This is a genomic window from Providencia sp. M-27 (genome assembly GCF_011077905.1).
In the GTDB taxonomy this organism is placed as follows: Bacteria; Pseudomonadota; Gammaproteobacteria; order Enterobacterales; family Enterobacteriaceae; genus Providencia; species Providencia huaxiensis.
In genome coordinates, this window is record NZ_JAALBT010000013.1 from 95904 (window position 1) to 110938 (window position 15035).

The 15035-nt window shown below is 39.0% G+C and carries 13 protein-coding genes; 6 read left to right on the top strand and 7 right to left on the bottom strand.

The features are described 5' to 3' along the window. Window positions 1–1346 (top strand): hypothetical protein (locus G6Q48_RS22290; protein ID WP_242685827.1); only part of this gene is annotated, 1346 nt, incomplete at its 5' end. A gap of 210 nt (window positions 1347–1556) precedes the next feature. Here the strand turns inward: G6Q48_RS22290 and G6Q48_RS16905 are convergent. The 3 genes from G6Q48_RS16905 to G6Q48_RS16915 all read right to left on the bottom strand — a co-directional run bounded on the left by G6Q48_RS16905 (window position 1557) and on the right by G6Q48_RS16915 (window position 3975). After that, the gene (locus tag G6Q48_RS16905) at window positions 1557–2375 is read right to left on the bottom strand and encodes a helix-turn-helix transcriptional regulator (RefSeq protein WP_166267694.1); all 819 of its coding nucleotides are present in this window, start codon (window positions 2373–2375) and stop codon (window positions 1557–1559) included. A gap of 734 nt (window positions 2376–3109) precedes the next feature. Next, window positions 3110–3478: a nitrous oxide-stimulated promoter family protein gene (locus G6Q48_RS16910; RefSeq protein ID WP_166267696.1), complete on the bottom strand. Its 369-nt coding sequence runs from the start codon at window positions 3476–3478 to the stop codon at window positions 3110–3112. 284 nt (window positions 3479–3762) lie between these two features. Continuing rightward, on the bottom strand, window positions 3763–3975 hold the full coding sequence (locus G6Q48_RS16915) for a DUF465 domain-containing protein (protein ID WP_004261774.1): 213 nt from the start codon (window positions 3973–3975) through the stop codon (window positions 3763–3765). Between the two features lie 267 nt (window positions 3976–4242). Here G6Q48_RS16915 and eco point away from each other — a divergent pair, with 267 nt between their 5' ends. Continuing rightward, window positions 4243–4719 carry a serine protease inhibitor ecotin gene (gene eco / locus G6Q48_RS16920; protein ID WP_102137442.1) on the top strand — a complete coding sequence of 159 codons (477 nt, stop codon included), beginning with the start codon at window positions 4243–4245 and terminating at the stop codon, window positions 4717–4719. 47 nt (window positions 4720–4766) lie between these two features. Here eco and G6Q48_RS16925 read toward each other — a convergent pair whose 3' ends face one another. Continuing rightward, the gene (locus G6Q48_RS16925; RefSeq protein ID WP_166267698.1) at window positions 4767–5204 is read right to left on the bottom strand and encodes a universal stress protein; all 438 of its coding nucleotides are present in this window, start codon (window positions 5202–5204) and stop codon (window positions 4767–4769) included. 299 nt (window positions 5205–5503) lie between these two features. Here G6Q48_RS16925 and G6Q48_RS16930 point away from each other — a divergent pair, with 299 nt between their 5' ends. Both G6Q48_RS16930 and G6Q48_RS16935 read left to right on the top strand, forming a co-directional pair. Next, window positions 5504–6433 (top strand): cation diffusion facilitator family transporter, encoded by a 930-nt coding sequence (locus G6Q48_RS16930; RefSeq protein ID WP_166267700.1) that lies wholly within the window; start codon window positions 5504–5506, stop codon window positions 6431–6433. Window positions 6434–6657: 224 nt separating this feature from the next. Further along, window positions 6658–7698: a galactose-1-epimerase gene (locus G6Q48_RS16935; RefSeq protein WP_166267702.1), complete on the top strand. Its 1041-nt coding sequence runs from the start codon at window positions 6658–6660 to the stop codon at window positions 7696–7698. A 72-nt stretch (window positions 7699–7770) separates the two neighbouring features. On the opposite strand, the gene G6Q48_RS16940 is transcribed toward G6Q48_RS16935, so the two are convergent. The 3 genes from G6Q48_RS16940 to prpB form a co-directional block, all read right to left on the bottom strand. Beyond that, entirely contained in the window at window positions 7771–9225 is a 1455-nt protein-coding gene (locus G6Q48_RS16940) for a bifunctional 2-methylcitrate dehydratase/aconitate hydratase (RefSeq protein ID WP_102137446.1), read from the bottom strand. Window positions 9226–9236: 11 nt separating this feature from the next. Beyond that, complete coding sequence (prpC, locus tag G6Q48_RS16945; RefSeq protein ID WP_166267712.1) at window positions 9237–10400, bottom strand: bifunctional 2-methylcitrate synthase/citrate synthase; 1164 nt, start codon at window positions 10398–10400, stop codon at window positions 9237–9239. A 61-nt stretch (window positions 10401–10461) separates the two neighbouring features. Further along, on the bottom strand, window positions 10462–11349 hold the full coding sequence (gene prpB / locus G6Q48_RS16950) for a methylisocitrate lyase (RefSeq protein WP_166267704.1): 888 nt from the start codon (window positions 11347–11349) through the stop codon (window positions 10462–10464). A gap of 241 nt (window positions 11350–11590) precedes the next feature. Here prpB and prpR point away from each other — a divergent pair, with 241 nt between their 5' ends. Beyond that, window positions 11591–13180: a propionate catabolism operon regulatory protein PrpR gene (gene prpR, locus G6Q48_RS16955; protein WP_375373105.1), complete on the top strand. Its 1590-nt coding sequence runs from the start codon at window positions 11591–11593 to the stop codon at window positions 13178–13180. A 590-nt stretch (window positions 13181–13770) separates the two neighbouring features. Next, window positions 13771–14913, top strand: a complete 1143-nt coding sequence (locus tag G6Q48_RS16960; protein ID WP_102137449.1) for an MFS transporter — start codon at window positions 13771–13773, stop codon at window positions 14911–14913. The last annotated feature ends 122 nt before the right edge of the window (window positions 14914–15035 follow it).

The following is a 15035-nucleotide window of genomic DNA, read 5'->3' on the forward strand; positions in this document are numbered from 1 at the left end:
GTTTGAAGAAAGCGGAAACGGAAAGCCAAACCACCCGTGAGGCTTTAGCGAAGCAGCAAGCGGATGCAAAAGCATTAGCGGAGAAAAACCAGCAACTGACCGCTGAGCTGCAACAAAAAGCGCAACAAGCAGAAAAAATTCAAGCCTCTTTAGCCGAGCAGACCGCGAAGGCGGCTCAGAAAGTGGCGTTAGAGTCAGAATTAGCAATAGCGAAAAAACAGTTAGCTGAGCAGCAAGCAGCACAAAATACATTATCAAAACAATATGCTGAGAGCCAAAAGCAACAGGAACAATTACAAACAAACTTAAAGCAAAATGAACAGAATTTTGTTGATGCTCAAAAACAATTGCAACAGGCCAATGCGGATCTGTTGAAGTTACAAAAAGATGTTGAAAAACAAACGGCGCTAATAGGGCAAGCAAGTGACAAGCAAGTCAAAGAGTTAACGACAGACTTAAATAAACAAATTGCATTATTGAAACAGAAAGAAGCCGCTTTAGCTAAGTTGGAATCTGAGAAAAAATCAATTAATGATGCACTGACTGCCCAGGAAAGTGAGAAGAAAAAACTTGAGCAGCAAAACCAGCAATTTGTTAAACAGGCTAAGTCCCAAGAAGACAAAATTAGTAAACTTGAAAGCGATATTGCGGCTAAAACAAAGAAACAGTCTGAGATTGAGCAAAAACTGACAGAGACGAATAAACTTCTTGGTGATTTAAAAACTAATTCTCAAAAAGAGTTGGCATCAGCACAAGAGAAGTTGAAAAAATTACAAACAGAGCTAGATTCGCGTAAATCCATTTCGAGTGATGAAACTTTAAAATCACAAATTATGGAATTAAACCGATTGATAACTCAGTTACAAGATGAAAATGATGCATTAAAAGCGAGAAGTGGCACAAAACCGAATACTGGCTTGGCAGGGCGAGTTCCACCTAGCAAAGATGCAAAAGCGGTTGCCGCAGAAAATGCGAAGAAAAACCAAAAAATTATTGAGCAAATCACCGCTCAAAAATACAGTAAGCTCGATAGCAACACTTACTATAAAATCATTCAAGCAGGTTCTCCTATAAAAGATGTTAAAAATAAAGACGTGACTTTTATTATGAGAGAGCAATTAACGGATGGTAAGGTTACGGTATTGTACACCGACCAAAACCCGGTCACATTACCTTATAGTCAGTTACCAACGCCATTAAATTCCTTTGTAGAACGAGCAGGGGAAGGGGGTATGGTTAAAGTCTATATTAAACCTGAAGGAGGGTATGGTGTTGACGGTATACCAGGAGAAGTGCCACCAAACTCCATGTCAATCATTGATTTAAAAATAATCAAAGCAAAATAATATAGCTTTTGTCTGAGTTCATCTTAAAGGTAATTTGTCACTGAAAGGCGAATTACCTTTTTTTGTGATATATCAATCTGAAGGGATTATAGAAATTTAAGAAGTCTAAGAAGTGAATATGGCTTTGTAACGGAAGGGACTGAGACTTGCCTTTCTGCCAGATTATATTTCTATAACTGACAGGGCATGAGTTCGAAGATTGCTGAGCGGTTAAGCTGCTATTCTTGATCTACTCGGTGTGTATCCAAATCGTTTTCGATAAGTTTGGGTGAAGTAAGATTGACTGGAAAAGCCTGCTTCCATTGAAACCTCTACAATGCTCATTGTCGTGTTAATTAATAGCTGGTGTGCATACATGATACGTTTTTCACTAATCCACGAGCGTGGTGAGGTTGAATAAACGGTATTGAACAATTCTTTAAACGTTGTTAATCCCATACCAAAAGTACGTGCAAATTCACTTAGTCTCCATTCTTTAAGATAATTATTTTCCATAAATAACTGCAAACGCTCAACTTGGCGACTACTCAGCTGCCTAAAATTAGATAACAATAGAGCTCCTTGTTCACTGTAGCTGAGTAATAATAATAATTCGCTTACTCGGAGTGTGAAGATGACGTCAGGGTATTCATTATTAATAAATGCATTTAAGCTTGCTTTGATCTCATCAATGATGGGAGATGAATTAAATTTAATCACATCACATGGTAAGGCTTCATTACGGTCTATTTCGCTTAACTCTGCACCATGATTGGAGATGAAGTTACGCAAGAAATCATCATTTAAGGGGATCCAAAGTAATTTGCAATCTGTGGTTTCGGTGAGTTGCAAGGAGTAAGCCCCTTGTTTGTGATATAAAATATCACCCTCATTTAAGTGTTGTGAGTTAGCTGGGGTTTCTAGTAACACAGAGCCTTGTTCTATGATCAAAAGCCCTTTGGTTTCTAAGTCGATGATATTATGAGATGCGTGACTATTAATGTTTATCTGTTTAATTACGTATTGATTCGGTGAATTTATTACTTGCATGACGATACCTTCATTAATTGTATTTCAAATATAATTTCAAAATAAAATATTCAACAATTTCCATCTGGTAATATAAAGCATGGGTGTTATTAGTATGGTTGAAATTATATAAATCGATTAATTTTGTGTCACATTGTAATTCTAAATATAAATAAATGTTTCCAAATATGTTTTTTCCGATCTTTTCTTAGTTTTAGCTCGGTATTTATAGTGTTAAAAAAAGTTTGTTTAGTTTTTTATTTTTATTATTTTTTTTAGTTTGGGTTATTAATCTAAAATACTAAAATTAGTCGGTTGTTAATATGTTATCGTTTTTTACGCATAACAGGCGTTTTTTTTCTACTTTTTGCTCAATTGTCATTTTTAGTATAGTAATGTGAATTTTAGCTATGTTAATGATGATATTAAAATTCGTTAAAACCATCATTGATTAATATTATTTATGTAATAAATAATTGTTAACTTGAGTTATTTATTATGTTTATCGTATCGATAATACTAATTTATCAAGATAGGGCTGGATAGCGGATTTATTGCGACAGGCATCTCATTTTTATAATGATAGGTTTGTACAATTGCTCTGATAGGCATTTCAAATATGTATTTTTATGCATAATTTCAAATGTTATTACTTTTTCATTCATCATTTTTCAGCCTACCTATGCCTTATTTTTCTCCTTATGCTGTGTTTTGTTTGAAACCTCAAATAGAGGGTGTCAATTTGAGCTAGGGTTTCACTCATCATGACCCATGTTTTTAGCTGTTCGCTTATTCACTTTAGCTGGTAAGTCAGGAACGGGTTTACGGTCATCAAGTAAGTGGCGTACAGCTAGTATTGGGTGATGGATTAGCATCTTAGGGCCAGCCCAGCGCATAACTAGCTTCATCTGCTCTCGCATTTTGGGTTGGTAACAATGGATTGGACATTGTTTACAAGCTGGTTTTTCTTCTCCATATCGGCATTTCTCTAACCTATTAACGGCATAGGAAAATAATTCTTGATAGAAATTAGGCGATTCTATGGGAGCGGGGTAGGTTTTTTCATAGATTTTTATCATTTTTTCAATCGTTTTAATTTCACGTTGAATGCGTTTACCAGCCATAAAATAAGTCTCTATAAAAAACAAACATACATTTAATATACAACTTTATATGAGGATAGCGAGTTAATGATAATGTATTCTTACTTTTATTGATGGAGCTCAACAAAATAAAGAGTTTTTCAATGTAACAAAAAAGAGGGTAAAAATTACCCTCTTTTAGTTGAATGAAAAATACTTAGCTAGGTACTAAATGAACAATAGAACATCGTCATTTTTTAGGGTGTTAGCTAATCTTTTTATTTTCATCATGTTAGAAAAACAACACATGTTGTTATCGTGATAGTCTATTGACTCGAGAGCATTATTTTTTGCATTTCATCTTTAAGATGTAATTTTTCTTTTTTTAGCTTAGCGACATGCTCATTGTAACCAGCACCAGAAGGGCCTTCTAATTTACTGATTTCTTTGTCGAGTTGATGATGCTTTTCATAAAGCGTTTGAAAACGGGGATGCGTAGAGATTAATTTTGAAACTAAATCTTGATCTGCTGATAACATACTACCTCCTCAGAATATATTAAGCCTCAGATTCAGTATAAACAGAGCGTACATTTTGTACATCCCAATAGCTTGTAATTTACATAATTTTTATTAGTTTTATGATCTTTCAACTAGAATTAAGTAGTATTACATTGTTTTTACCCGGGTTATCTATATTTTTGTAATTAAGAATCATCTATAGTGATAATTACGGTGTAAATGACTTAGTATGTATGAAATTCTGGTTTTTAAAATTGATTTTGTATTTCTAGATAGGAATAAATAATGAAAAAAGCGATTTTATCTGTAATGGCAGCGGCATTAATTTCATCATGTGCAGTCGCAACGGAGGATTTGGAAAAGATCGCGCCATACCCAAAAGCAGAATCGGGTATGACTCGTCATGTGATTGAATTAACCAAGCAACAAAATGAAAATGATTTTATGGTTGAGTTAGTTATTGGAAAAACGATCAAAGCAGATTGTAACCGCCAATGGTTTATGGGTGACCTAGACAGAAAGACGTTGGAAGGCTGGGGTTATGATTATTATAAACTTGACGAAGTAAAAGGCCCTGCATCTACTATGATGGGGTGTTCAGAACCTGCAAAAGACCGTTTTGTGACAACTCAATTAGGTGATGATGCATTTGTGCGTTATAACAGCAAATTACCGATTGTGGTTTATGCTCCGAAAGATATGCAAGTAAAATACCGTATCTGGTCTACAGACGATAAATTAATGGATTCAGTTACAAAATAAATATTCAAGAAAATGCCGCATTTAGCGGCATTTTTTATAGAACCAATTTAGCGAATAACGAAGACAGATGTTTTCGCATGGCGCACGATTGCAGAGGCTGTTGAGCCTAATAGATAGGTTGAAGTGCTTGGGTGATGAGAGCCAACAACAATGAGGTCTGCGCTAATGTCTTGCGCATAATCTAAGATTTCATCTTTAGCTGAACCAATACCAATTTTGCAGTGGATCCGTTCATCAGCAATTTTGATATCTTTAATGACTTCTTCTAATGCACGCATTGCAAGGATTGAACGTTCCGCAGAATCTTTGTTACTTTCTGGTAATGCGGCAATTTCAATACCAAAAAATAACTCAAGGCTCGGAATAACGGATAGAAAATGAATTTCGGCTGAGCTTAGTTGCGCTAGTGCCTCAACGTGTTTGATGATCTCTTGGTTTAATTCATCTTCTAACAAATCAATAGGGACTAGGATTTTTTTATACATAGCTACCTCATTTTCGTATTATTTAAAATTAATTACAAAAGGTTATCTACAATATACTATAAGTTAAATGAAAAGTAATAAATGCTATAACGTGCGCATTTATGGCGATAATCTAAAAATGACATAACTTATTCTTTGAAAAGAAAGAATAATTATTATCAACTCTCTGTGTTATTTACAAATCACACAGAGACTTTTAATAAAATATATGCGAATATTGCGGTAAGTTGTTTAACTAATTGATTTAAATGTATTATTTGAATGATAATTGTTTTGTTTTTCATTAAAGAACCCATTTTATGACTATGAATAATGCTTCAGCACAGAAAAAAAGTGATTTTGAAATTCAACAAATAAAATTTAAAGCCGCAAAAAAAAGCACATTAGTCAGTGTTGTCGTAAATATTTTCTTATCGATTTGGCAGATAATTGTTGGCGTTTTTTCTCATTCTTCCGGGTTAGTAGCTGACGGTATTCATACATTATCGGATTTGGTTGCTGATTTTGTGGTGTTGATAGCGAATAAGAAAAGCCACAAAAAGCCAGATGAAGACCACCCATATGGCCATTTTCGTTATGAAAATGGTGCGTCATTAATATTAGGTATTATTTTATTAATTGTGGGTGTGGGAATGGTTTGGTCAGCGATTGAAAAATTACTGAAACCTGAGTTAATTCCTGAAGTTCACTCAATTGCATTGATTGTCGCACTGATTGCTTTAGTCGCAAAAGAGGGGCTGTTTCGCTATATGCTGCATGTCGCGAAAAAAGTGAACTCCAGTATGTTAGTGGCGAATGCATGGCATGCTCGTTCTGATGCGGCTTCTTCCTTAGTGGTGGCTATTGGTATTGTTGGTAGCTTGTGCGGATTTAAAATTTTTGACCCACTGGCCGCGTTGATTGTGGGGACATTTGTTTTTCGGATGGGGTTTAAATTCACCAATCAATCCATGCAAGATTTAATGGATAAAGGTGCAGATGAAGAAACTTTGCAGGAAATCCGTTCTATTTTGGATAATATCAGTGAATTATCAGGGTATCATGATTTAAAAACACGTAAGTCAGGCGACTTTTTATTGGTAGATGTACATTTAGAGCTTGATGGAAATATGAGTATTACTGTTGGCCATGAGATTGCGGTAAATGTGCGTAAAAAGCTGATGGAAAACCCATTAATTTTGGATGTCATGACACACCTTGACCCATATGACAAAGATATTAAGCATTAATTATAGGTTGATTTTATTTTCCGATAAGAACCGAGCATAAAAGTGGCTCGGTTTTTTATTGCAAGCTATTATGTAAAAAGGCTCCATTAATTATTGCACCTAGTTGATAACAAGGTGAAAATTAATATGTTGTTTCAGCACGGCACAATATAGTATTTTTCCAACGTAAAGGGCAAATATAGCAAGCAGCTCTTTATAGTAATTATTGAATGATTGAGGAAAAAATGCAGTTAACTCAAGAACAATGTCAGATATTTCGCGCCCCAAAGGTTATTGCCCTTACAAATCAAAATGGTATGAAGATTATTCTCAGTAGTCTAGGCGCTAGTTGGGTTAGCTGTATACTTCCATTAGTAACAGGTAAACGAGACGTTGTTTTGGGGTCACCCAATATGGCGAAACAGATGGAACAAGGAGTATACCTTGGTTCAACCGTTGGGCGAGTCGCTAGCCGTATAAATAATTCACAGTTCACGTTAAATGAACAGCGTTATCAGCTTGCGAATAACCAAGGTGTACACTGCTTGAATGGTGGAAAGCATAATTTTAGCCAGCGTATATGGGGTATTTTTCAGCCAACTCCCCAGAAGGCTATTTTTTCTTTAGTGTCTCCTGCCGGTGAACAAGGCTTTCCAGGTCGGCTAGAGGTTGAGGTGAGCTATGAACTCACAGAAGATAATCAAGTCGTTATTCACCATATTTATCAATCGACAGAAGCTTGCCCTGTTAACCTCGCGAACCACATCTACTTCAACCTAGCGGGGGAAGATTCGGTCAGAACGGCTTTGGAACATGATTTATATATTGGTGCAGACCAATTCTTGCCGACAGATATGGACGGTATTCCAACGGGCGAATGGCATAACGTGGCTGAAACCAATTTTGATTTTCGCCAAAGCAAGCGTATTGGCCGAGATTTTTTACAAGACGATGTGCAGCACCGCGTTGGTGGGTATGATCATGGGTTTATATTAAACGATGCATTAACCGACGGTGAGCAGACAGTGGCAACACTGGGGGCGCCAAATGGGGATGTATGGCTCAATATCGCAACAACACAGCCTGCATTACATGTATATAGTGGAAATAACCTGCTTGCAACATCGGGGAAAACTCGAACGTATGTCCCTTATTCAGGGGTAGTGTTGGCAACTCAGTTTCCAGCGGATGCCATTAACCATTCAGAGTGGGGAGAACAATACAGTTCGATTGCGTTTCCTCAACAAGTGTACCGAAACCAAACTCGCTACCAATTTGTTTTTTGATACCTCAGTGAATGTTCAGCGCCTCAATATTAAGGCGCTGAATTGAATTGCTCGCTAATAATTGCTTTAGACTTAAATAACAAATAAATCCATATATTCATTAACGGGCATTTTTTCTAGCATTGGTTTATCGAGAGAGGCTGTTAGAATTCGAATTTGTTGAGCCTCAGGGAATTGCCTTGCTAAATTAACTCTAAATTTATTTAATAATAATGGCATACCCTCTTTACGGCGGCGCTTGTGGCCAACAGGATATTCGATAACAACCTCATCAAGCACTTGCCCATCCTTCAATGTAATGGTTAATCCATTGCTAATCGAGCGTTTTTCAGGGTCATGATAGTCTTGGGTGAACTGTACATCTTCTGTGCAATGCATTTTTGCACGTAATGCATCAATACGTTCATCTTTAGCAACATTGTCTTCATAATCAGCGGCCGTTAGACGACCAAAAATTAATGGGACAGCGACCATATATTGGATGCAATGATCCCTATCTGCCGGATTATGTAATGGGCCTTTTTTATCAATGATACGAATACAAGCTTCATGGGTACGTATGGCAATCGACTCAATATCTTGAGCCGTTTTTCCTAGTTTTTCGAGGGTTTGATGGAGTTGTAACGCAGCTTCTACTGCAGTTTGGGAATGAAACTCAGCAGGGAAAGAAATCTTAAATAACACATTTTCCATGACATATGAGCCATAAGGGCGTTGAAAACGCAGTGGTTGCCCATTAAATAAAACATCGTAAAAACCCCAGGTTTTAGCGGTTAATGCCGTTGGGTAGCCCATCTCCCCTTTTTGAGCCATTAAAGCGAGCCGAACCGCACGAGATGTTGCATCACCTGCAGCCCATGATTTGCGAGACCCTGTATTGGGGCTATGGCGGTAGGTACGCAGACTGTGCCCATCAATCCATGCTTGGGAGACCGCATTGAGAATTTGCTCTCTTTCCAAGCCCAATAAATGAGAAACAACCGCAGTTGAGGCCACTTTGACTAAAATAACATGGTCGAGCCCAACTTGGTTAAAGGCGTTTTCTAATGCGATACAACCTTGAATTTCATGCGCTTTAATTAATGCCGTCAAAACATCTCTAATCACTAGCGGGGGCTTGCCTTTCGCAATATTTTCACGAGAAAGCCAATCCGCAGTAGCTAAAATACCGCCAAGGTTATCAGATGGATGCCCCCATTCGGCAGCAAGCCAAGTGTCATTAAAATCAAGCCAGCGGCACATTGTGCCAAGATTAAATGCGCCTTGCACAGGGTCTAATTGAAATTGTGTACCTGGGATTTTTGTGCCATTTGGGACGATAGTCCCCGGGACGATAGGGCCTAATAATTTTTTACATGCAGGGTATTCAAGGGATTCCATACCGCAACCAAGGGTGTCGAGCAGGCAATGATAAGCCGTATCATAGGCGAGCTCAGAAATAATCGGGTAATCCATTACATAATCAACAATATCGCTGATCACTTTATCAAATTCAATTTGTTGCGAACGCACGGTTTGTGTTGTCATTAGGTTACCTTTTAACGCTGTTCTATAGGAATAAATAATTGGTTTTCAGGCCCAACATAGTTGGCTGAAGGGCGAATAATTTTATTATCTTGTCGTTGTTCAATAATATGTGCTGACCAGCCAGCGGTACGTGCCATAACAAATAATGGAGTAAACATAGCGGTGGGAATGCCCATAAGGTGATAAGCCACAGCAGAAAACCAATCTAAGTTTGGAAACATATTTTTTTCACGTTTCATGACAGATTCAATGCGATCTGCAACGGTATAAAGATGTCGATTTAGATTTTGTTCTGATAACTGTAAGGCGACAGATTTGATTATGGGATGACGAGGGTCTGCGAGGGTATAAACTGGGTGGCCAAAGCCAATGATAACCTCACTCTTTTTAACCCGGGCGATAATATCTTGTTCCGCTTCGTCCATTGATGCATAACGTTGCTGAATTTCTAATGAAACTTCATTTGCACCACCGTGTTTTGGGCCACGCAGGGCGGCAATTGCCCCTGTCATTGCAGAGTAAAAATCTGTGCCTGTTCCCGCAATAACCCTAGCTGCGAATGTGGATGCGTTAAATTCATGTTCTGCGTATAAAATTGCCGCAATATGCATGAATTTTTCCCATTGAGCAGGGGGCTTTTTACCGTGTAATAGATGCAAAAAATGCGCGCCAATCGAATCATCATCCGTTTGGGTTTCAATGCGTCGTCCATGGTGGCTAAAGTGGTACCAATACAACAACATCGAACCCAGTGACGCTAACAAGCGGTCAGCGATATCCCTAGCGCCAGAAAAAGGGTGTGATTCTTTTTCGGGTAACACACATCCCATCATTGATACGCCTGTACGCATGACGTCCATCGGGTGTGCGTTCGCCGGTATTGATTCTAAGGTTTGTTTGACACTTGCGGGTAACCCTCGAAAGGATTGTAGTTTTTCTTTGTATGCAACGAGCTCAGTTGCCGTAGGGGGCCTGTCATGGATGAGCAAATGTGCGATTTCTTCAAATTCACACTGTGTGGCTAAGTCGTGAATGTCAAACCCGCGATAATGCAGGTCATTACCATTACGTCCAACGGTACAAAGCGCTGTGTTTCCAGCCGCTACACCAGAAAGTGCAACTGATTTTTTAGGTTTAAATTGAGGTGCTTCAGTACGACTAAGTTGTTCATTCATCATTTATTCCTTGTAGGGGACAGAAGAGATGCAACTTTGAGTAATGATAAGTGTTTAAAAATTATGATTTCTTTTGGGAAAATAGTGCATCCAGTTTTTGTTCATAATCGTAATAATGAATACTTTGATACAGTTCTTCTCGAGTCTGCATTAGTGGAATGACACTTTTTTGCGAGCCTTCTTTACGTAACGTTGTATAAACCTGTTCAGCTGCTCTATTCATGGCTCGAAACGCAGACAGTGGATATAGCGCAATGGCAATACCCACACTGCGTAATTCATCAAGGGTAAATAAAGGGGTTTGGCCAAATTCGGTTAAATTGGCCAGTACGGGAGCGGAAGTATTACTCGTAAACTGTTGATACATAGAAAGTTCAGTGATTGCCTCTGGAAAAAGCATATCCGCACCGGCTTCTATGTAGGCTTGTGCACGTTCCAGCGCGGCATCGAGTCCTTCGACCGCTAATGCATCGGTTCGAGCCATAATGACAAAACTGTCATCAGTTCGTGCATCAACGGCTGCTTTGATGCGGTCGACCATCTCTTGCGTCGATACAATCTCTTTATTAGGGCGATGGCCACAGCGTTTTGCGCCTACTTGGTCTTCAATATGTAACCCGGCTGCGCCCGCCTTGTAAAATGATTTTACCGTGCGTGCGACATTAAAAGCAGAAGGGCCAAAGCCAATATCAGCATCAACCATTAGTGGTAAGTCACATACGTCAGTAATGCGTCGAATATCAATTAAAACATCATCTAACGTTGAAATACCTAAGTCCGGCATGCCCAGTGACCCAGCGGCAACACCACCTCCAGATAAATAAATAGCTTTATAGCCAGCTTGTTTAGCAAGGAGTGCGTGGTTGGCATTGATGGCCCCAACAAGCTGTAGTGGAGATTCTTGGGTGATAGCCTCGCGAAACTTTTGACCTGCACTAAATGACGACATAATAGCCTCATGTGGTGTTAATTAATTGTAATTAAATTGAGATAACTATAGTCATATAGCAATTGACGTGCCAACCTTGAGTTAAATTACGTACAGGTGAAAAGTGTTTAAAATCAATGGTGTGATGATTTTCTCGATTTGTGATAAGAAAAACAAATTTAAAATAATCGGTTGGCATGTTTCATTGAAACCATATATTGTTAAATGAAACAAATTTGAAACGTATTGAGAAGGTAGGGTGATGGTGGAAAAACCCATTATTTGGACGGTTTCAGTGTCCCGGTTATTTACATTGTTTCGAGATATCAGCCCTGAATTTAGTGAGCAAGCGGAAATCACGCCGCTCAATCTTGGTTTTGAACAGGCGGTAGAGGCTGTTCGTCAACGACTAAAGGATGGACACTGTGACGCCATTATCAGTGCGGGTTCAAATGGGGCTTATTTAAAAAGCCATGTTTCAGTCCCTGTTATTATCGTGAAAATCAGTGGCTTCGATGTTATGCAAGCATTGGCTAAAGCCCGAGAGATTAGCGATAAAGTCGGGATCATCAATTATAAAAAAACGTTGTCTTCATTAGATGAATTTCAGCAGCGCTTTGGTTTACAAATCGAGCAGCGGAGTTATGTCACGGCAGAAGATGCAAGGTCTCAGCTTAAAGCACTAAAAGCTATGGGGATTTCTGTTGTCGTGGGGGCTGGGTTAATCATGGACTTGGCGGATGAAATGGGGATGACTGGGGTTTTTGTCTATTCCACAGAAACCATACAGCAAGCATTTTCAGATGCTATCGAATTAAGCCGAATGTCGAGGCGTGAAAACCATTCGCAAGGTAAATACCTTCCCCCTAACCCCGCAAAAGTTCGTTATACGATAAACGACCTGATTGGTTCGTCATTATCGATGGAGCGTGTTAGGCAAACTATTATGTTGTATGCACGTTCTGATGCAACAGTATTGGTTCAAGGCGCGAGTGGAACAGGAAAGGAGATGGTGGCGCAAGCTATTCATCACGAATATACCTTATTTAATCAACATAAGCGTAGTAAACAGCAAATGCCTTTTGTCGCTGTTAACTGTGGTGCGATACCTGAAACATTATTAGAAGCCGAATTATTTGGTTATGAAGAAGGCGCCTTTACTGGCTCTCGTCGCGGTGGTCGAGCAGGACTATTTGAATTGGCGAGTGGGGGAACCCTGTTTTTAGATGAAATTGGTGAAATGCCTATCGCATTGCAAACAAAGTTGTTGCGGGTTCTCGAAGAACGCTCTGTAGTACGAGTCGGTGGGTATAAACCGCTACAAGTGAATGTTCGAGTCATTTGTGCGACCCACTGTGATTTAGACCGTTGGGTGAAAGAAGGGCATTTTCGAGCCGATCTATTTTATCGGCTCGGGGTGCTGAGAATGCGCGTGCCTGCGCTCAATGAACGTGGTGATGATATTTTAGTATTAGCGGAGCGGCTACTTAAGTTAGCCTTTGCTGGATTGGTCTTGCCACTCCCTGCTTTTCGCGTGCAACAGCTGTTAAGTTGTCGTGACTATTTTCTCAATTACGCGTGGCCAGGAAATGTTCGTGAGCTGCGAAATTTAATGGAGCGGGTGGCTCTCTATTGTAGCGCATACTCCGAAAAAGCCATCAGTGAGGAAATGTTAGCGAGTTTGTCTCCTGAGCGCAAATGGGAAGCAACTAGTCATGAGGTTGTTATTGATAAAAGTAAGGAATCACTCACTGACGTGATGGCTAGGTTTAATGGTGACCGCAAAGCTGTAGCTCAGTATTTAGGTATTAGCAGGACAACCCTTTGGCGGCGACTTTCTTCACATTCCTAATCATCCTTTGAAAGGTCTGGGAGATCCGCTTATTGGCGACCAATCAAAATGGGCTTAATTTTTATTATTAGAAAATTTATTTTTCTATTTTAATTAAAAAGTGAAATAAATTGTTTTAGTAAATTGAGCAAGGTGAATTTGCTTCATCGATCAGCTTATGCAGCAGGAGAAAACAATAAATAGTTTTTTTTGTGATTAAGTACTTTTTAGGTATTTTATATTTAGTTTAAGTTGTATCTAAAAGTAACAGAGGCGGCTTTATTCTCTTCTTTTATAATTGACTGTTTTTTAAGTGATTACCTTCTTTTTACTGCCGTTTTTGATCTGGATTCGCTGAGATAAAAAACGTGATTTTTCTCACATAAATTATTTTGTTAGTCACCATTAGATTTTCTCATTTTAACTTCATGATTGAACGTTCTATATTGCGCTCAAATTAGTCTTATCTTTGTTTTTTTACTACTGCACTAATCGCCGAAATGTGTTCTTTAATTAGGAACACAATGTTGTCGTATTCTACGATGTAGTTGCAGCGCATATTATTTATTTTGTTAGTTGGAGAGTGGGGCGTGAATCAGTCCACTACTATCATGCGCAAACGCGACAATGCATTCGTTCCTGTTGCAGGGTTAACGATTTTTGCTATTGCATCGGGTTATTTAATGAGCTTAATCCCATTATCGATGGGAAGCTTTGGTATTGATACGCAATATGCGGGCTGGTTAGCGAGCGCGTATTATATTGGTCTATTAATTGGCTCAATGTTAATTGAACCAGTTATTGCCAAAATAGGCCATCGCCTTGCATTTATAGGTTTCTTATTGATGCTTGCAGCGACAGTTATCGTACTGCCATGGGCACCGACCATTGAATCTTGGTTACCGAACCGCTTAATTGCGGGGGTAGCAGTAGCGGGTATTTTTGTGGTTGTCGAATCTTGGTTATTGATTGGTGATAACCCGAAAGAGCGCGCTAAACGTTTAAGTTTTTATATGACGTCATTGTATGGCGGAACAACGCTTGGGCAGCTTGCTATTGGTGTTATTGGAACCCATGGTGCCTATCCGTTTATGGTGGTATTAGGGCTATTATTATTAGCGGTAATGCCACCGTTATTGGTACGTCAAGGCCAGCCAGATAGTGGTTCACATCAAAAATTGTCATTGAAGAAAATTGCTCGTTTAAGTAAACCTGCAATTATTGGTTGTATGGTTTCTGGTATTACCATGGGGACTATCTATGGGTTAATGCCGTTATCATTGAAAAAAGACCAGTTCACCACCGACCAAGTGGGGGTGTTGATGGCTTCAATTATTCTTGGTGGGATGTTAATACAGCCAGTTGTTAGCAAATTATCTATTTTAATGAGTAAAACCTTATTGCTTGCCATGGTTTCATTATTAGGTGTTTTTGCTATGGGGGTTATTTATATTTCGAGTGACTACTTGGTGATGATTGTCGCTTTAGCGTTACTCGGTATGTCAACTTTTGCCTTATACCCTGTAGCGATAACGTTAGCGTGTGATGGCTTAGACTCCTCCTATATTGTTGCTGCAACCCAAGTGATGCTGTTTAGTTACAGTATTGGTTCAGCGATGGGACCTATCGCTGCGGGGACGTTTTTAGGCCAATATAATGGGTTAGTAAATTTCTTCTTTATTGTGCTGTTAGTGACTGCAATTTATATGTTAATTGCTAGCTTACGCCGCAAAGCCAGTGTGTTAGCAAATTAATTTTGTCGACATAAAACTGATTAAATAAATATCCTCCGGCATAGCCGGAGGTTTTTAATATGCGCCTATAAGGCTTTGTTACCAGCCGCGCCCTAACAGGCGCATAACGGCTCTGACATTTG

Excerpts from the sequence above, each read along its gene's own strand:
- G6Q48_RS16905 (WP_166267694.1), bottom strand. The coding sequence starts at position 2,375 with ATGCAAGTAATAAATTCACCGAATCAATACGTAATTAAACAGATAAAC.
- G6Q48_RS16910 (WP_166267696.1), bottom strand. The coding sequence starts at position 3,478 with ATGGCTGGTAAACGCATTCAACGTGAAATTAAAACGATTGAAAAAATG.
- G6Q48_RS16915 (WP_004261774.1), bottom strand. The coding sequence starts at position 3,975 with ATGTTATCAGCAGATCAAGATTTAGTTTCAAAATTAATCTCTACGCAT.
- eco (WP_102137442.1), top strand. The coding sequence starts at position 4,243 with ATGAAAAAAGCGATTTTATCTGTAATGGCAGCGGCATTAATTTCATCA.
- G6Q48_RS16925 (WP_166267698.1), bottom strand. The coding sequence starts at position 5,204 with ATGTATAAAAAAATCCTAGTCCCTATTGATTTGTTAGAAGATGAATTA.
- G6Q48_RS16930 (WP_166267700.1), top strand. The coding sequence starts at position 5,504 with ATGACTATGAATAATGCTTCAGCACAGAAAAAAAGTGATTTTGAAATT.
- G6Q48_RS16935 (WP_166267702.1), top strand. The coding sequence starts at position 6,658 with ATGCAGTTAACTCAAGAACAATGTCAGATATTTCGCGCCCCAAAGGTT.
- G6Q48_RS16940 (WP_102137446.1), bottom strand. The coding sequence starts at position 9,225 with ATGACAACACAAACCGTGCGTTCGCAACAAATTGAATTTGATAAAGTG.
- prpC (WP_166267712.1), bottom strand. The coding sequence starts at position 10,400 with ATGAATGAACAACTTAGTCGTACTGAAGCACCTCAATTTAAACCTAAA.
- prpB (WP_166267704.1), bottom strand. The coding sequence starts at position 11,349 with ATGTCGTCATTTAGTGCAGGTCAAAAGTTTCGCGAGGCTATCACCCAA.
- prpR (WP_375373105.1), top strand. The coding sequence starts at position 11,591 with ATGGTGGAAAAACCCATTATTTGGACGGTTTCAGTGTCCCGGTTATTT.
- G6Q48_RS16960 (WP_102137449.1), top strand. The coding sequence starts at position 13,771 with ATGCGCAAACGCGACAATGCATTCGTTCCTGTTGCAGGGTTAACGATT.